Annotated in this window: 12 protein-coding genes; 11 read left to right on the top strand and 1 reads right to left on the bottom strand. The window is 64.3% G+C overall.

Annotated features, from left to right (window positions below; all coding sequences use genetic code 11):
• Positions 1-53: 53 nt before the first annotated feature.
• A complete protein-coding gene (tagH, locus tag A9971_RS17835) occupies positions 54-1,538 on the bottom strand; it encodes a type VI secretion system-associated FHA domain protein TagH (RefSeq protein ID WP_183001241.1) in 1,485 nt (494 codons plus the stop codon).
• 392 nt (positions 1,539-1,930) lie between these two features.
• Between tagH and tssA the strand changes: the two genes are divergently transcribed.
• The 11 genes from tssA (at position 1,931) to A9971_RS17780 (ending at position 18,862) form a co-directional block, all read left to right on the top strand.
• A complete protein-coding gene (tssA, locus tag A9971_RS17830) occupies positions 1,931-2,950 on the top strand; it encodes a type VI secretion system protein TssA (RefSeq protein WP_041752688.1) in 1,020 nt (339 codons plus the stop codon).
• Positions 2,951-3,031: 81 nt separating this feature from the next.
• Entirely contained in the window at positions 3,032-3,547 is a 516-nt protein-coding gene (gene tssB / locus A9971_RS17825; protein WP_011064255.1) for a type VI secretion system contractile sheath small subunit, read from the top strand.
• Positions 3,548-3,563: 16 nt separating this feature from the next.
• Complete coding sequence (gene tssC / locus A9971_RS17820; RefSeq protein WP_011064256.1) at positions 3,564-5,057, top strand: type VI secretion system contractile sheath large subunit; 1,494 nt, start codon at positions 3,564-3,566, stop codon at positions 5,055-5,057.
• Between the two features lie 118 nt (positions 5,058-5,175).
• Complete coding sequence (locus A9971_RS17815; protein WP_011064257.1) at positions 5,176-5,664, top strand: type VI secretion system tube protein Hcp; 489 nt, start codon at positions 5,176-5,178, stop codon at positions 5,662-5,664.
• 160 nt (positions 5,665-5,824) lie between these two features.
• Positions 5,825-6,340: a type VI secretion system baseplate subunit TssE gene (gene tssE / locus A9971_RS17810; protein ID WP_011064258.1), complete on the top strand. Its 516-nt coding sequence runs from the start codon at positions 5,825-5,827 to the stop codon at positions 6,338-6,340.
• On the top strand, positions 6,337-8,196 hold the full coding sequence (tssF, locus tag A9971_RS17805) for a type VI secretion system baseplate subunit TssF (RefSeq protein WP_011064259.1): 1,860 nt from the start codon (positions 6,337-6,339) through the stop codon (positions 8,194-8,196). Before tssE ends, tssF begins: the two co-directional genes overlap by 4 nt.
• Positions 8,160-9,212 (top strand): type VI secretion system baseplate subunit TssG, encoded by a 1,053-nt coding sequence (gene tssG, locus A9971_RS17800; RefSeq protein ID WP_011064260.1) that lies wholly within the window; start codon positions 8,160-8,162, stop codon positions 9,210-9,212. Before tssF ends, tssG begins: the two co-directional genes overlap by 37 nt.
• On the top strand, positions 9,205-11,880 hold the full coding sequence (gene tssH / locus A9971_RS17795; RefSeq protein ID WP_011064261.1) for a type VI secretion system ATPase TssH: 2,676 nt from the start codon (positions 9,205-9,207) through the stop codon (positions 11,878-11,880). The genes tssG and tssH overlap by 8 nt, the downstream gene beginning before the upstream one ends.
• 130 nt (positions 11,881-12,010) lie before the next feature.
• A complete protein-coding gene (locus A9971_RS17790) occupies positions 12,011-13,948 on the top strand; it encodes a type VI secretion system Vgr family protein (protein ID WP_011064262.1) in 1,938 nt (645 codons plus the stop codon).
• A gap of 18 nt (positions 13,949-13,966) precedes the next feature.
• On the top strand, positions 13,967-14,392 hold the full coding sequence (locus tag A9971_RS17785) for a DcrB-related protein (protein ID WP_011064263.1): 426 nt from the start codon (positions 13,967-13,969) through the stop codon (positions 14,390-14,392).
• 9 nt (positions 14,393-14,401) lie between these two features.
• Positions 14,402-18,862 (top strand): RHS repeat-associated core domain-containing protein, encoded by a 4,461-nt coding sequence (locus A9971_RS17780; RefSeq protein WP_183001243.1) that lies wholly within the window; start codon positions 14,402-14,404, stop codon positions 18,860-18,862.
• The last annotated feature ends 1 nt before the right edge of the window (position 18,863 follow it).

Raw genomic sequence — 18,863 nt, 5'->3', positions numbered from 1 at the left:
AATGACGTATCAGCTGTCCGTGTATCCGTGTTTTTCGGGTGTTCCAGGCGCGCTCAGGAACGGCGCAGCCGGTGGGTGTGTTCTTCATAGGCGCGGCTGAACTCACGACCGAAGAGGTCCTGGAAATCGTCCTGGGCCTCTTGGGAAATCTGTTTGTAGAGTGCAGTGAACTGCTGCCAGTTCTGCGCCTGGCGCGAGCCGCTGAACAGGTTGCCCAGGCCGCCGGGGCGAGCCATGCGAGCTTCCAGTTCAGTGGGCTCGAAGCGCCCCAGCAGGTGCTTGATGGCCGCTTCCACACCGGCCATGACCGCCAGCTGGTGCGCCCGCAGGTCATCGAAACTGTCCTGCACGGCCTGATCCGGAGCCATGAATGCCTGGTTGCTGTGACGCAGCAGCAGGAGCATCGCCTCGTCCACATTGGGGGCGAACTTCAGCGGGTTGTTTTCCACCGGGCGGATCATCGTCTGCTGCATGCGGAACTCGCCCTTGAGGCTGCTGCGGGCACGCAACACATCGATCAGGCCCTCGACCATCAACCGGTAGCTGCGACCCAGGCTTTCCATCTGGGCCTGGGCCTGCTGCGGCTCGATACGCAGTTGATCGAGCCCGGCCCCGCGCAGGAAGGCCTGGAGCAGATCCCCCTGGGGGGCGACCGGGGCCGGCGCGGGCGTGACAACAGGAGCCAGCTCCACTTCGGAAACCACCGGTGCCACGGGCGCCTGGGCGATCGGCTGCGGCTGCGGCTGCGGCTGCGGCTGCGGCTGCGCGGGTTCTGCCGCGAACGAGGCCTGGTGGGCAATCGGCGCGGCAGCAACCACCGGCGGGGCAACCACGGGCGGCGCACTGGGCACTGGCGCAGGGCTTGCGGGCGTCGAGCCGAACAGGTCCCAGTCCTCCGGAATCATCGCCCCGCCCTGGGGCGCCGATGGCTCAGGCGGTGCCACGGGCTGGGGCACCGCGGTGGGGGTCGGCGGGCGAAAATCGTGCTGCTCGGCCGGCACGTGGTCCGGCTGGGTGGCCGGCGGGGTCGCGCTGGGGGCGAGAAAGTCGAACAGATCGGGAAAGGTGTCCTGGGCCGAGGCACCCTGGAAGTGCGCCACCGGGGCCATGGAAATCGGTTCGATGGGGGTCGGCGAAGCCGCCTGACGCCCCATCAGCGCCTCGAAACTATTGGAGCTGTCCCCGGAAAAGGGTTCAGCCCCCGGGCGGTTCAGACTGAAATCGATGCGCGCACTGATTTCATAATCGCCAATGCGAATAACCTCGCCATCTTCCAGAGGCTCGCTGCTACCCCGGCGCATACGAATACCGGCACGGACTAACTCCACACCATTAGTACTGTTATCGGTCAAATAATAACGGCCATCCTTGTATTGGATGACACAGTGCCGCGCGGAAACTAAGCGTTCGGGATCAGGAAGTACCCAGTCATTATCGGAACTGCGGCCAATTGCCATCATTCCCTGGTCCATTAGTTTTTCAGGGCATTGACCAGGGGTAATCTTGTGATAACTAGTGATAGTCAAACACAGCGACATCGCGCCTCCTTGCTGTACTTCCGCGTGCGAACCGGCGAAGGGAAAAAAGTTCCGTGAAAAAATGAAAAGTCCGCAAAAAATCCTTTAAACAGCGCCGTTCACAGCATGATCGCTTAACTTAAACTACACGCATGACAAAAGCTTTTCGTACCGCCCCGATCTGACTCGCCGGTCAAGGAGCTATAAGGCGACATAACACTGTCATGCGGGGCGAATAGCTTACCTTGACAAGGCACAACTACTACACCAAAAATGCACAACTTCTTGAACACGGATGATGGCTCACTAGTATCAACGAGTCCATATAAACCAAGAAATGTGCGCGAGTTCACAAACAAACTAGTGCATTAATTGCCTGACTGTCCTGCAGGCTGATAGGGAGATCAAACCAGGTGGATGTACCGATGTTGCTCGCCGCGGTTTCAGCAACTTCGCCTTGTGGCGAAGACCTGGAATATGACGCGGATTTCTTGCACTTGGAGCGGGCCGCACAGGGCCAGCCCGAGCGCAGCATGGGCGACTCGATCCTGCCGGCCGAGCCGCCGGACTGGCGCAGCATCCAGCAACAGAGCCTGGACCTGCTGGCGCGCAGCAAAGACCTGCGCATCACCCACTTCCTCCTGCAGAGCACCCTGGCCCTCGAAGGCCTGCCGGGCCTGGCCACCAGCCTCGAACTGATCGACGGCCTGCTCCGGGATTACTGGGCGGACCTGCATCCGCGCCTGGACGCCGACGACGACAACGACCCCACGGTGCGTATCAACGCCCTGGCCGGCCTGGCGTCCGACACCACCATCGGCCTGCTCCGCGAAGCCATCCTGACCCGTTCCCGGACCTTCGGCCCGGTGAGCCTGCGAGCCGCGCTGAACGCCGCCGGCCTGCAGCACTTTTCCGGCGAGAGCCTGGGCTCCGACCACCTGGCCGGCGCCCTGCAAGACAGCGACCCCGAGCACCTGGATGCGATTCGCAGCGCCTTGAACGCAGCCCGCTCGGCGGCCGAAAGCATCGAGAAACAGGTCAGCGAACAAGTAGGCTCGGCCAGCGGTGTAGACCTCACGGCCCTCAAGCAACCCCTGCGCCTGGCGCTGCAGGTGCTGGGCCAGCACGCCCCGCAAGGCGCGCAGAACGCGGTCGAGGAACACGCCGATGGGCCGTCCACCGAAGAGCCCGGTGCGCCCGCAGCGCCAGCCCCGGTACGGATTTCCGGCGAGATCAGCAGCCGCGAAGACGTGCTGCGCAGCCTTGACCGGCTGCTGGCCTACTACAGCCGCCACGAGCCTTCGAGCCCGTTGCCGGTGCTGCTCAACCGGGCCAAGAACCTGGTCAACGCCGACTTCGCGGCCATCGTGCGCAATCTGATTCCCGACGGCATGTCCCAATTTGAAAACCTGCGCGGCCCTGAATCCGACTAACCCCGGAACAACCGAGCAGTATCGTCAGCGGCAACCACCGACCGACGCCAACACCGTCGCAGCAGCGACCAGGAGCACAACGTGGCGAAGCAAAGTTCTCAAAAGTTCATCGCGCGCAACCGCGCGCCCCGGGTGCAGATCGAGTACGACGTCGAACTCTACGGCGCCGAGAAAAAGGTCCAGCTGCCCTTCGTCATGGGCGTGATGGCCGACCTCGCCGGCAAGCCCGTGGAGCCCCTGGCGGCCGTGGCCGATCGCAAGTTCCTGGAAATCGACGTCGATAACTTCGACTCGCGCCTCAAGGCCATGCAGCCTCGGGTGGCCTTCCACGTGCCCAACGAACTGACCGGCGAAGGCAACCTGAGCCTGGACATCACCTTCGAGAGCATGGACGACTTCAGCCCGGCGGCCGTGGCGCGCAAGGTCGATTCGTTGAACCAGTTGCTGGAAGCCCGCACCCAGCTGGCCAACCTGCTGACCTACATGGACGGCAAGACCGGCGCCGAAGAAATCATCATGAAAGCCATCAAGGATCCGGCGTTGCTCCAGGCCCTGGCCAGTGCGCCAAAGCCTGCTGACTCCGAGCCGAACGCGTAAATCAGGACCAACGATCATGACCGAATTGATGCGTGACAATCAGGCGCAACCCGGCGCCACCGAGCAGGCCAGCGAATTCGCATCGCTGCTGCTGCAGGAATTCAAGCCCAAGACCGAGCGTGCTCGCGAAGCCGTGGAAACCGCGGTGCGGACCCTGGCCGAACAGGCCCTGGCGCAGACCGACCTGGTGTCCAACGACGCCATCAAGTCGATCGAGTCGATCATCGCCGCCATCGACGCCAAGCTCACCGCCCAGGTCAACCAGGTGATCCATCACCCGGAATTCCAGAAGCTGGAAAGCGCCTGGCGCGGCCTGCACTACCTGGTGAACAACACCGAGACCGACGAGCAGCTCAAGATCCGCGTGCTCAACATCTCCAAGCCGGAGCTGCACAAGACCCTGAAGAAATTCAAGGGCACGGCCTGGGACCAGAGCCCGCTCTTCAAGAAGATGTACGAAGAGGAATACGGCCAGTTCGGCGGCGAGCCTTACGGCTGCCTGGTGGGCGACTACTACTTCGACCAGTCGCCACCGGATGTCGAGCTGCTGGGCGAGCTGTCCAAGGTTTGCGCCGCCATGCACTCGCCGTTCATCGCCGCGGCTTCGCCGACCGTGATGGGCATGGGCTCGTGGCAGGAACTGTCGAACCCGCGCGACCTGACCAAGATCTTCACCACCCCGGAATACGCCGGCTGGCGCTCGCTGCGTGAATCGGAAGACTCGCGCTACATCGGCCTGACCATGCCGCGCTTCCTGGCGCGCCTGCCATACGGTGCCAAGACCGACCCGGTGGAAGCCTTCGCCTTCGAGGAAAACACCGACGGCGCCGACAGCTCCAAGTACACCTGGGCCAACGCCGCCTACGCCATGGCCGTGAACATCAACCGTTCGTTCAAGCATTTCGGCTGGTGCTCGCGGATCCGCGGCGTGGAGTCCGGCGGCGAGGTGGAAAACCTCCCGGCCCACACCTTCCCCACCGACGACGGTGGCGTGGACATGAAGTGCCCGACCGAGATCGCCATCTCCGACCGTCGTGAAGCGGAACTGGCGAAGAACGGCTTCATGCCACTGCTGCACAAGAAGAACACCGACTTCGCCGCCTTCATCGGCGCCCAGTCGCTGCAGAAGCCGGCCGAATACGACGACCCGGACGCCACCGCCAACGCCAACCTGGCCGCGCGCCTGCCGTACCTGTTCGCCACTTGCCGCTTCGCTCACTACTTGAAGTGCATCGTGCGCGACAAGATCGGCTCCTTCAAAGAGAAGGACGAGATGCAGCGCTGGTTGCAGGACTGGATCCTCAACTACGTCGACGGTGATCCGGCGCACTCCACCGAAACCACCAAGGCCCAGCACCCACTGGCCGCGGCGGAAGTGGTGGTCGAGGAAGTCGAAGGCAACCCCGGCTACTACAACTCGAAGTTCTTCCTGCGCCCGCACTACCAGCTCGAAGGGCTGACCGTGTCGTTGCGCCTGGTATCCAAACTGCCGTCCGCCAAGGGCGCCTAACCCATAACCGACTCAAACCTGCGGCCGCAGCCACAGGCCGCGCGAGGTCCCCAGGGCCTCGCGCAGCGGCGACAGAAGCTGAATCAACATCGTGGCAAGTGCCACACAGGGAGAAAACATGGCTGTTGATATTTTCATCAAGATCGGTGACATCAAGGGCGAGTCCATGGACAAAGCCCACAAGGACGAAATCGACGTGTTGAACTGGAGCTGGGGCATGTCCCAGTCCGGCAACATGCACGTTGGCGGTGGCGGCGGCGCGGGCAAGGTGAACATCCAGGACCTGTCGCTGACCAAGTACGTGGACAAGGCATCGCCGAACCTGATGATGCATTGCTCCAGCGGCAAGCACATCGACAAGGTGCGCCTGACCGTGCGCAAGGCCGGCGGCGAAAGCCAGGTCGAGTACATGATCATCGACCTGGAAGAAGTGCTGATCACTTCGCTGAGCACCGGCGGTTCGGGCAGCGATGACCGCCTGACCGAAAACATCACCCTGAACTTCGCTCAGGTGATGGTCGAGTACCAGCCGCAGAAAGCCGACGGCACCAAGGACGGCGGCCCGATCAAGTACGGCTGGAACATCCGCTCCAACACCAAGCGCTGATCCGCTTCGGTCGCCGCCCCGTGGCGGCGACCGGCCCGGCCCTCGCGTTGCGCCTGGCGCAACGCGGGGACGGTTGGCCAGGACCGCGTCCTCGTGAGTCTTTGGTTATGCCCCTTTTCGTGACGTCATGCCTGCGCAATCCGATCCTGGAGCGAACCCCTTGGTAACCGACATCGCCGCCCGCGATCGCTTGCAACCCTCCCTGCTGGATCGTCTGACCGACGATGAACCCGGCAACCTCAAAGAAAGCCCGGACAAACGCGTGCTGTCCCTGAGCCAGCTCAAGGCCTCGGTACTGCGCGACCTGGCCTGGCTGCTCAACACCACTTCCCTGCTGGAAGCCGACGCCACCCTGCACACCCCCGCCGGTACTTCGGTGGTCAACTACGGCCTGCCGGCCCTGGCCGGGTACAGCGCTTCGAGCATCGATATCCCGGCCCTGGAGGCGCTGATCCACCAGGCCATCGCCACCTTTGAGCCGCGCATCCTGCGCAGCACCCTGCGGGTACGCGCACGCACCGCGCCCGGGGAAATGAACCACAACGCCCTGAGCTTCGAGATCGAAGGCGACCTCTGGGCCCAGCCGATGCCCCTGCGCCTGCTGCTGCAAACCGACATGGACCTGGAATCGGGCCACGTACGAGTGGTGCACGCCGACTCCCGGAGGCGCTCATGAACCCGCGCCTGCTGGAGCTGTACAACCAGGAACTGCACCACGTGCGCGAAAGCGCCGCGGAGTTCGCCAAGGAATTCCCGAAGATCGCCAGCCGCCTGACCCTGTCGGGCATGGACTGCGCCGACCCCTATGTCGAGCGCCTGCTGGAAGGCTTTGCCTATCTAACGGCCCGGGTGCAGTTGAAGCTCGATGCCGAGTACCCGACCTTCACCCACAACCTGCTGGAGATCGCCTACCCGCACTACCTGGCACCGACCCCGTCGATGACCGTGGTGCAGTTGCAGGCCGATCCCGACGAAGGTTCCCTGAGCAGCGGCTTCACCCTGGAACGCGACACCAGCCTGCGCGCCGCCCTGGGCCGCGATACCCAGACCTGCTGCGAATACCGCACCGCGCACTCGGTGACCCTGTGGCCACTGCAAGTGGCCCAGGCCGAATACTTCGGCAACCCGTCGGCAGTGCTCGGGCGCCTGGCCGCCAGCGAGCCCAGGGCCAAGGCCGGGCTGCGCCTGACCCTGCGCACCGGCGCCGAACTGCCGTTCAACAGCCTGGCCCTGGACGAGTTGCCGCTGTACCTGAACGGCAATGACGAACAGCCGTTCCGCCTCTACGAACAACTGCTGGGCAACGTCTGCGCGGTGTTCGCCCGGGCCCCGGGCGGCGACTGGGTCGAGCGCCTGCCCCCGGACGCCCTGCGCTCGCGCGGTTTCGACGACCGCGACGCGGCGCTGCCGGTGGTGCCCCAGGCCTTCCAGGGCTACCGCCTGCTGCAGGAATACTTCGCCCTGCCCAACCGCTTCCTGTTCGTCGAATTCGCCCAGCTGGGGCGCGCGGTCCAGCGCTGCGCCGGCCAGGAGCTGGAGCTGATCGTGCTCTTCGAGCGCTTCGACCAGAGCCTGGAAGGCAGCGTCGGCACCGCTCAGTTCGTGCCCTTCTGCACCCCGGCGATCAACCTGTTTCCCAAGCGCCTGGACCGTATCCACCTGTCCGACCGGGTCAACGAGCACCATGTGATCGCCGACCGCACCCGACCGATGGATTTCGAGGTCCACTCGCTGACCGCCATCAGCGGCCACGGCACCGGCCCGGAACAGCCGTTCCTGCCGTTCTACGCCGTGCGCGATCCATCCCGCTACGGCCGCGACCAGTCCTACTACATCGTCCGGCGCGAGCCGCGGGTGCTGTCCAGCGACCAGCGTCGCAACGGCCCGCGCTCCACCTACATCGGCAGCGAATCCTTCGTCAGCCTGGTGGACAGCCAGCAGGCGCCCTATCGCCACGACCTGCGCCAGCTCGGGGTCAGCGCGCTGTGCACCAACCGCGACCTGCCACTGTTCATGAACACCGGCAACGGCAAGACCGACTTCACCCTGGCCGACAGCGCCCCGGTACAGGCCATCCGCTGCCTGGCGGGCCCGAGCCGGCCGCGCCCCAGCCATGCCCACGACGGCAAGGCCTGGCGCCTGATCAGCCAGCTATCGCTGAACTACCTGTCCCTGAGCGAACAGGGCCAGGGCGCGGCGGCCCTGCGCGAACTGCTGCGGTTGTACGGCGACAGCAACGACGCGGCCCTGCAGTTGCAGATCGAGGGCCTGCGGGAAGTCAGCAGCAAGGCGGTGACCCGGCGCCTGCCGATGCCCGGGCCGATCGTCTTCGGCCGGGGCCTGGAGATCACCCTGGAGTTCGATGAAAACGCGTTCCGCGGCACCGGGGTGTTTCTGCTCGGCGCGGTATTCGAGCGCTTCCTGGCACGTTATGTGTCGATCAACAGTTTTACCGAGACGGTGATCCGTACCACCGAACGCGGCGAGATCATGCGATGGAAAGCCAAGCCCGGACGTCGTCCGACTCTTTGAATACGCTGACGGCGATGCACGCCGAGCCCTGGGAGTACGACTTCTTCCAGGCCCTGCGGCGTATCGAATGCCTGTCGCCGCAACTGCCGCGCTTCGGTCACTCCGTGCGCCTGGCGGACGATCCGCTGCGCCTGGGACAGCAGGCAGACTGCAGCTTCGCCCCGGCCACCCTGGCCTCGGTCACCCCCGGCAGCGACGGCGCCGCGACCCGCCTGGAGCAGTTCTTCTTCGGCCTCGGCGGGCCCAACGGGCCGCTGCCGCTGCACATCACCGAATACGTGCGCGAGCGCCAGCGCAACAACGCCGACAGCACCAGCAAGCGCTTTCTCGATGTGTTCCACCACCGCCTGCTGAGCCTGTTCTATCGGGCCTGGGCCGAAGCCCGGCCGACGGTGAGCCACGATCGCCCGGACGACGACTACTGGTCGGCGCGGCTGGCGGCGCTGTCGGGCCGGGGCATGCCCAGCCTGCTCAAGCAGGGTCTGATAGCCGACACCGCCAAGCTGCACTACAGCGGCCACCTGGCGGCTCAGACCCGCTACCCGGACGGCTTGCGGGCGATCATCAGCGAGTATTTCGGCCTGCCGGTGCAGATCGAGGAATATGTCGGCCAGTGGCTGGAGTTGCCCGAACGCAGCCGGGTCGGGGTGCAATCCCATCAACTGGGGGTGGATTTCTGCCTGGGCAGCCACGTCTGGGACCGCCAGCACAAGTTCCGCATCCGCCTCGGCCCGATGAAACTGGACGACTACCTGGGGATGCTGCCCGACGGCCAGCAATTCCAGGAACTGGTGGCCTGGGCCGCCGAATACCTGGGCTTCGAGCTGGACTGGGACCTGAACCTGGTCCTGCTCAAGGACGAAGTGCCCAAGCTGCAACTCAACGGCCGCCAGCGCCTGGGTTTCAACACCTGGCTCGGCCAACCCGGCAGCGATGCCAAGGATCTAATACTGGCCCGGCACTACGCCGACCTGGCCACTACCTCACGTACACCAAGGAGCACAGAGCATGGGTGAAATCAGTCGCGCGGCGCTGTTCGGCAAACTCAACAGCGTTGCCTACAAAGCCATCGAAGCCGCCACGGTCTTCTGCAAATTGCGGGGCAACCCCTATGTGGAACTGGCCCACTGGTTTCACCAGTTGCTGCAACTGACGGACTCGGACCTGCACCGCATCATCCGCCAGTTCAACCTGGAGCCGGCGCGCCTGGCCAAGGACCTGACCGAGGCCCTGGACCGCCTGCCCCGGGGCTCGACCTCGATCACCGACCTGTCGTCCCACGTCGAGGAGGCGGTGGAGCGCGGTTGGGTCTACGGCAGCCTGATGTTCGGCGAAAGCCAGGTGCGCACCGGCTACCTGGTGATCGGCATCCTCAAGACCCCGAGCCTGCGCCATGCATTGCTGGGGCTGTCCCGCGAGTTCGACAAGATCAAGGTCGAGACCCTGTGCGAGCGCTTTGACGAATACATCGGCGACTCGCCGGAAAACGCCCTGAGCGCCAGCGACGGCTTCAGTGCCGGTGCGGTGCCCGGCGAAGCCAGCGGCGCCATGGCCCCCAGCGCCCTGGGCAAGCAGGAAGCCCTCAAGCGCTTCACCGTCGACCTCACCGAACAGGCCCGCAGCGGCAAGCTCGACCCCATCGTCGGCCGTGACGAAGAGATCCGCCAACTGGTGGACATCCTCATGCGCCGCCGGCAGAACAACCCGATCCTCACCGGTGAAGCCGGGGTGGGCAAGACCGCGGTGGTGGAAGGTTTCGCCCTACGCATCGTCGCCGGCGACGTGCCGCCGGCGCTCAAGGACGTTGAACTGCGCAGCCTCGACGTCGGCCTGCTGCAGGCCGGCGCCAGCATGAAGGGCGAGTTCGAACAGCGCCTGCGCCAGGTCATCGAGGACGTCCAGGCCTCGCCCAAGCCGATCATCCTGTTCATCGACGAAGCCCACACCCTGGTGGGCGCCGGTGGCGCCGCCGGCACCGGCGACGCGGCCAACCTGCTCAAGCCGGCCCTGGCCCGTGGTACCCTGCGCACCGTGGCCGCCACCACCTGGGCCGAGTACAAGAAGCACATCGAGAAAGACCCGGCCCTGACCCGGCGCTTCCAGGTGGTGCAAGTAGCCGAACCTTCGGAAGACAAGGCGCTGCTGATGATGCGCGGCGTGGCCTCGACCATGGAACAGCACCATCAGGTGCAGATCCTCGACGAAGCCCTGGAGGCCTCGGTCAAACTGTCCCATCGCTACATTCCCGCGCGCCAGTTGCCGGACAAATCCGTCAGCCTGCTGGATACCGCTTGCGCCCGCGTCGCCATCAGCCTGCACGCCGTGCCGGCCGAGGTGGACGATAGCCGCCGGCGCATCGAGGCCCTGGAAACCGAGCTGCAGATCATCGCCCGGGAACAGGCGATCGGCGTTGCCATTGGCAACCGCCAGGTCAACAGCGAGAACCTCCTGACTGCCGAGCGCGAGCGCCTGGCCGAGCTGGAAAGTCGCTGGGCACAAGAGAAGACCCTGGTGGACGAACTGCTGGCAACCCGCGCCCAATTGCGGGAAAACGTCGGCCTAGTGGACAGCGACGTCGGCGACGACAGCCACGGCCTGCGGGAAAAACTGGTGGACCTGCAACAGCGCCTCAGCACTCTGCAAGGCGAGACCCCGCTGATCCTGCCGACCGTGGACTACCAGGCCGTGGCCTCGGTGGTCGCCGACTGGACCGGCATTCCAGTGGGGCGCATGGCCCGCAACGAGCTGGAAACCGTGCTCAACCTGGACCAGCACCTGAAGAAACGCATCATCGGCCAGGACCACGCCCTGCAGATGATCGCCAAGCGCATCCAGACCTCCCGCGCCGGCCTCGACAACCCCAACAAGCCGATCGGCGTGTTCATGCTGGCCGGCACTTCCGGGGTGGGCAAGACCGAAACCGCCCTGGCCCTGGCCGAAGCCATGTATGGCGGTGAGCAGAACGTCATCACCATCAACATGAGCGAGTTCCAGGAAGCCCATACCGTGTCCACCCTCAAGGGCGCCCCGCCGGGCTATGTCGGCTACGGCGAAGGTGGCGTGCTCACCGAAGCGGTACGGCGCAAGCCCTACAGCGTGGTGCTGCTGGACGAAGTGGAAAAGGCCCACCCGGACGTGCACGAGATCTTCTTCCAGGTATTCGACAAGGGCGTCATGGAAGACGGCGAAGGCCGCATGATCGACTTCAAGAACACCCTGATCCTGCTCACCACCAACGCCGGCACCGAGCTGATCGCCAACGTCTGCAAGAACCCGCAGGCGGTGCCCGAGCCGGAGGAAATCGCCAAGGCCCTGCGCCAGCCACTGCTGGAGATCTTCCCGCCGGCACTGCTGGGGCGCCTGGTGACCATTCCCTACTACCCGCTGAGCGACGAGATGCTCAAGGCCATCACCCGCCTGCAACTGGGGCGGATCAAGAAGCGCGTGGAAAGCACCCACAAGGTGGATTTCGATTTCGACGACGAGGTCATCGACCTGATCGTCTCGCGCTGCACCGAGACCGAAAGCGGCGGGCGGATGATCGACGCCATCCTGACCAACAGCCTGCTGCCGGACATGAGCCGCGAGTTCCTCAACCGCATGCTCGAAGGCCGCGCCCTGGCCGGGGTGCGCATCAGCCAGCGCGACAACGAACTGCACTACGACTTCAGCGAGCCGGCCTGACCCCACGCCCTGCGCAGGAGCTGGCTTGCCAGCGAAGCGACCGCCACGGTGATGGACCTGGCGCCTTCGCGAGCACGCTCGCTCCTGCAGGGGGCTGACCTGGCACACCACGCATTCAACGAGACTGACGATGTTATTTCAGCAATCCACACGACTGGCACAGGTCAACTGCCCCCTGGGCCCGGACGTCCTGCTGCTCAAGAGCCTGGGCGGCGGCGAGGAGCTGGGGCGGCTGTTCGACTACCAGCTGCAACTGGCCTCCAGTGACGCCAACATCGACCTCAACCAGTTGCTGGGCAAGCCCATGGGCCTCAGCGTACAGCTGGACGGCGGCGGCCAGCGGTACTTCCACGGCATCGTCGCGCGCTGCAGCCAGAACATCGACACCGGCCAGTTCGCCAGCTACGAGGTGACGCTGCGCCCCTGGCTGTGGCTGCTGAGTCGCACCTCCGACTGCCGGATTTTCCAGAACCTGAGCATCCCGCAGATCATCAAGCAGGTGTTCCGCGACCTGGGCTTTTCCGATTTCGAAGACGCCCTGAGCCGCCCCTACCGGGAGTGGGAGTACTGCGTGCAGTACCGCGAGACCAGCTTCGATTTCGTCAGCCGGCTGATGGAACAGGAAGGTATCTACTACTTCTTCCGCCACGAGAAGGACCGCCACGTGGTGGTGCTGGCCGACGCCTATGGCGCTCACAGCAGCGTGCCCGGCTACGCCTCGGTGCCCTACTACCCGCGAGACGAGCAGCAGCGCGAGCGCGACCACATGTTCGACTGGCACCTGGCCCAGGAGGTGCAGCCCGGCTCGCTGGAGCTCAACGACTATGATTTCCAGCGCCCCAGCGCCCGGATCGACGTGCGCTCGGCCATGCCGCGGCCCCACAGCGCCGGCGACTACCCGCTCTACGACTACCCCGGCACCTACGTGCAGAGCAGCGACGGCGAGCACTATGCCCAGACCCGTATCGAGGCCCTGCAAAGCCTGCATGAGCGCATCGAGCTCAGCGGCAACGCCCGGGGGTTGGGGGTGGGCAACCTGTTCAGCCTCACCGGCTTCAGCCGCCAGGACCAGAACCGCGAATACCTGATCGTCAGCATCCGCTACTACCTGGTCCAGGAAAGCCTGGAGAGCGGCGCTGGCGGCGGTTCGGCGCAGTTCGAGAGCCACCTGACCTGCATCGACGCCCAGCAGAGCTTCCGCCCCCTGGCCACCACCCACAAGCCCATGGTCCAGGGCCCGCAGACCGCGCGAGTGGTGGGCCCGGCCGGGGAAGAGATCTGGACCGACCAGTACGGCCGGGTCAAGGTGCACTTCCACTGGGACCGCCACGACCAGTCCAACGAAAACAGCTCGTGCTGGATTCGCGTGTCCCAGGCCTGGGCCGGGAAGAACTGGGGCTCGATGCAGATCCCGCGCATCGGCCAGGAAGTCATCGTCAGCTTCCTGGAAGGCGATCCCGATCGCCCGATCATCACCGGCCGGGTCTACAACGCCGAACAGACCGTGCCCTACGACCTGCCCGCCAACGCCACCCAGAGCGGCATGAAGAGCCGTTCGAGCAAGGGCGGCAGCCCGGCCAACTTCAATGAAATCCGCATGGAAGACAAAAAGGGCGCGGAGCAGCTGTACATCCACGCCGAGCGCAACCAGGACATCGTGGTCGAGGTCAACGAAAGCCATTCGGTGGGCAACAACCGCAACAAGAGCATCGGCCACGACGAGTACGTGACCATCGGCAACAAGCGCACGCGCATCGTTCAGCACGTGGATGAGCTGCGGGTCGGCGAGAAGAAGCTCGACAGCGTCGGCCAGAGCTATGTGATCGAGGTCGGCGAGCGCCTGCGCCTGGTATGCGGGGCCAGCATCCTGGAGCTCAACGCCAGCGGCCAGATCAACCTGTGCGGGGTCAACATCAGCGTGCATGCCTCGGCCGATGCCCAGATCAATACCGGTGGCGTGCTGCACCTGAACAACGGCGGCGGCCCGGGCACCACCACCGAGGGCCAGGGTGTGCAGGGCGCCATCAGCGCCAAGGCCAAAGCCCCCTTTTCCGCCCCCAAAGGCTAATGAACGGACGCCCTTGTCATGACCTATCGCCTCAATGAATTGCAGTTCCAGCTGCCTGCCGGCGAACTGCAGGACGCCTCGATCAATATCCTCAAGTTCCCGGCCCTGGGCACTTCGCTGATCGTCAGCCGCAGCCTGCTGGGGGACGGCGAAACCCTGGAGAGCAACCTGGCCAGCCAGCTGCAGCGGCTGGAGCAGCAAGTCCAGGACCTGCGCTGCCAGGCTCCGCAACCGGTGCAGCTGGGCCCGGCCCAGGACATCCAGGGCCTGGAGCTGCGCAGCCAGTTCAACAAGGGCAAAGAACAGGTGTTCCAGTTCCAGCTGGCCCTGGTGCTGCCCGGCACCCGACAGATGCTCGCCATGAGCTACGTCAAGGCACAGAAGCTCGGCGACGCGGAAGCCGCCCATTGGGCGCAGATCAAGAACACCCTGGTGCTGGGCTGAGGCAGGGCCATGTCTGACGCACTGTGGGCCGCCCGCCTGGGCGACGGGCTGGAACACACCTCGATGATGGCCGACATTCTCGGCGGCGTGCTGGAGGTGGCGGCCAACGTTGCCATCGGCGCCCTGGCGACCATGGCAGTAGCCGCGGCGGCAGGCATCACCGTGGCCACCGGCGGCCTCGGCGCCTGTGTGCTGGGGCTGGTGGTGGGCGTCGTCGTCGGCGTGGTCATGAGCAAGACCGGAGCCGACAAGGGCCTGAGCAATTTATGCGAGGGCATCGCCAACGCCCTGTTCCCGCCCTCGATCCAGGCCACCATCGCCAGCGGCTCGAAAAAGGTCCTGACCAACAACAAGCCGGCGGCCCGCGCGGCCGGCATCGCACCGCCGACACAGATCAGCGGCGACGGCGCCGAAGAAGGCGAGGCCACCGACACCCCGTCGGCAACGCCCGAGGAAGGGCCCGGTTTCCTCGACATGGCCAAGGAGTTTTTCTCGCAGATGTGGCGGCCCACCGTGGCCTCCCCGGCGCCAGGCTCCCAGACCAAGGAACTGGACCTGGTGACCTGCACCAAGCACCCGCCGATGCCGGTGCAGTATCTGGCTGAAGGCTCGGAAAAGGTCAGCATCGACGGCCAGCCGGCAGTACGCAGCGGCGACCGCAGCACCTGCGATGCCAAGGTAGTGTCGGCCGGGCCTATCTCCCCGAACGTGACCATCGGCGGTGGCTCGGTGGTGGTGCGCGAGATCCGTAGCGGCAAGACCCCGGGGGTGGGCCTGGCGGTGACCGTGCTGATGATGCTCAAGGGCGGCAAGGGCAAGTTCCTCAGCAACCTGCCGTGCATGCTGATGGCCGGGGTCAATTCCTTTGTCGTCAGCCAGGCCACCAATGCTTTGACCCAGGCCGTCGTCGCCTCGACCCACCCGGTGCATGCAGCCACCGGGGCCAAGGTGCTCGGAGCCGACGACGATCTGGATTTCACCCTGCCCGGGCTGATGCCCATCGAATGGCAACGCTTCTACAACAGCCGCGACGAACGTCGTGACGGCCTGCTCGGGGCCGGCTGGAGCTTGCCTTACGAGATCAGCGTCCAGATCGAGCCCCACCCCGAAGGGGGCGAGCGCCTGCTCTACATTGATGAGCAAGGACGCCGCATCGACATGGGCTCCATTGCCCTGGGTGCAGGAGCCTTCAGCCCCGGTGAAGGCTTGAGCGTGCGACGCAACGAGAACGGACAGTTGCTGATCGAAAGCAGCGACGGTATCTACCGTCTGTTCGAGCCGCTGCCGGGCGACTCCTCGCGGCTGCGCCTGAGCCAGCTGGGGGACCGCAACGACAACCGTCTGCACCTGGAGTACGACTCGTCCGGACGCCTCTGGCTGCTGCGTGACACCTTTGAACAGGCGCAGCTCGAACTGAGCTACAGCACGCTCTGGCCCGGTCGGATTGCCCAGGTCGAACGGCTGTACCCCGACCAGCAACGGGAAGTGCTGGTCAGCTACGACTACGATGCGGCAGGAGACCTGGCACAGGTGCGCGATAGCGAAGGCCAGGTACAGCGTCGCTTCGCTTATGACGCCGGCCACCGGATGACCGAACATCAATTGGCCACCGGGCTGCGCTGCTTCTATCAATGGACACAATTTGCCGACCAGCAGTGGCGAGTGACCCGTCACTGGACCGACGAAGGCGATAGCTATCAGTACGACTATGATCTGGAGGCGGGAATCACCCAGGTCACCGACAGCCTGCAACGCCTCAGCCGCCGCCGCTGGAACAGCCAGTTGCAGATCGTCGAGTACACCGACAACCTCAACCAGACATGGGCCTTCGAGTGGAACGATGAGCGCCAACTGCTCAGCGCCACCGACCCCTTGGGAGGGCGCTATGCCTATAGCTACGACGAAACCGGCAACCTGATAGCCGAGACCGATCCTCTGGGGCACAGCCATTCGACCTTGTGGCTGGAGCACTGGTCGCTGCCACAGACCCTGACCGATCCCGCCGGAGAAAGCTGGCACCTGCGCTACGATCCCCGGGGCAACTGTATCGCCGAAGTAGACCCGCTGGGCCAGGTGACCCAGTACCGCCATGACGCGCACGGCCAGGTGGTGGAGATCATCGATGCCGCGGGAAGAAGCCGGAAGATGCGCTGGAACTCGTCCGGGCAACTGCTTGAACACCTGGACTGCTCGGGCTATCCAACCCGCTTCGAATACGATCGACGCGGCAACGTGAAAGCCATCATCGATGCCCATGGCGAGCACACCCGGTTCCATTACGACTGCCAGGGACGGTTGCTGAGCAGTCAACTGGCCGATGGGCGCGCCGAGCATTTTCAACGCAGCAGCAACGGTCAGCTACAGGGCTACACCGACCCTTCCGGCTACACCACGCTCTACCAGTACAACCGGCGCGGGCAGATACGCCAGCGCATCGACGCTCACGGCCGACAGGTCCGGTTCGACTATGACGCGTACGGACGGCTGCTGGCGCTCACCAACGAGAACGGCGAAAGCTATCGCTTTGCCTGGGACGCCGGCAACCGCTTGAGCGAACAGCAGGACCTCGACGGCAGTGCCAAACGCTATGGCTATGACCTGCTGAACAACGTCGTCGAACTCCAGTCCCACCCCGCCCCTTATGGCACCGGGCTGAGCGCCGTGCCCGTGCAACCTATCGCGCCGATCATCCACCGGTTCGAGCGCGATGCCGTGGGACGGCTGCTGGCCAAAATCACAGACGATGGCCGCAGCCAATACACCTACGACCCCTTGAACCAACTGACCGCCGCCAGCTTTACCGACAACCTCGGCAACCAGCAGGCACTGAGTTTCAGCTACGACGCCCTGGGCCAATTACTCGAAGAACACACCGTGGCCGGCAGCCTGATCCATCGATACGACGAACTGGGCAATTTGACTCAGACCCAGCTACCGGACAAGCGTTGGCTCAACCGGCTCTATTACGGCAGCGGCCATCTGCACCAGATCAATCTCGATGGCCAGGTAGTCAGCGACTTTCAACGTGACCGCCTGCACCGTGAGATGCTGCGTACCCAGGGTCAGATCAGCACTCGCAGCGAATACGACCGTTGTGGCCGCCTGCGCGCACGCCTGCAGCATTCCAGCCTGCTGGCAAACACCTTGCCAACAGCCCCGGAGCGACACCTGGAGTACGACGATAGCGATAATCTGGTGGGCCTGGCCGAGCGACATGCCACCGGGCAACATCGGCAACTGTTCCATTACGACGCGACCGGGCGAATCATTGCCAGCCAGGACGGCCTGCAGGGCCAGAAAGAAACCTTCGCCTATGACGCCGCCGCCAATTTGCTTGATGGCCCGAAGGCGGGCGCCGGGCTGGTGGTGCACAACAAATTGCTGACCTACCAGGACAAGCGCTACCGCTATGATGCCTTCGGGCGAATGATTGAAAAACGCAGTGGTCGGCGAGGCGTGCAACGTTTTGCCTACGACGCCGAACACCGGTTGATCGAAGTGCGCAATCAGACCTCCAGCGGCGAAACCCTGGTCAGGATGCGCTACGACGTCTTGGGTCGCCGCATCAGCAAGAGCGAGTACGACAGCCAGGGCAACCTTCTGGGTGAAACGCGATTCGTCTGGGATGGCCTGCGGCTGCTGCAGGAACAGCGTAATCAACAGACCAGCCTCTATGTCTATGAAGACCTGGGACATGCGCCCCTGGCGCGGGTCGACGGCCTCGGCGCGCAGCAGAAGATCCGCTACTACCACAACGACCTGAATGGCCTGCCTCAACAGCTTTGCGAGCCTGACGGCCATAGCGTCTGGCAGGCCCGCTATCAGGTCTGGGGCAATACTGTCGAAGAAATACGCGAGCCCTACTACATCGAGGAACAGAATCTCAGGTTCCAGGGCCAGTACCTGGACCGCGAGACTGGATTGCACTTCAACACGTTCCGTTTCTACGACCCGGATATCGGGCGCTTCACCACGCCGGACCCCATCGGCCTGGCCGGAGGCTTGAACCTTTATCAGTACGCTCCCAACCCAATCGGTTGGATCGATCCGCTGGGCTGGATCTGCAAATCGGCCTACAGCGGCAGAAGGGGCACTACAAAAGCCAAAGCGGACCTCGAGAGGAACGGTTTCACTGTGGTAGGTGAAGAATTGACCATGAAGGTCAAACACCCTGTCACCCAGAAGTCCTATCGCATCAGGGCAGATATCATCGCCAAGGACAAAGCCGGCAACTACCACGTGTTCGAAGTCAAAAATGGCAGCGGCAAACTGACCAAGAACCAACAGGGATCGGGAATGTTCGACATGAGCAATCCGGCCAATACGAACGGTGGCCTGGGCGGTGGCCTGATCAAACCGTCGGGCGCTACCCAGGGCCAGTTCGAAGTTGCGACCAAAACCGCCAGAGGTACCCAGTTCGGTGGCAATGGCGCACAGCATTCGGCCACCTTCTGGCTTCTTCGCTATTGAA

Source organism: Pseudomonas sp. UME65, assembly GCF_014170225.1.
Lineage (GTDB): Bacteria > Pseudomonadota > Gammaproteobacteria > Pseudomonadales > Pseudomonadaceae > Aquipseudomonas > Aquipseudomonas protegens.
Note: the sequence above shows the minus strand (reverse complement) of the source record. Positions and strands in the feature narration are given on the sequence as shown.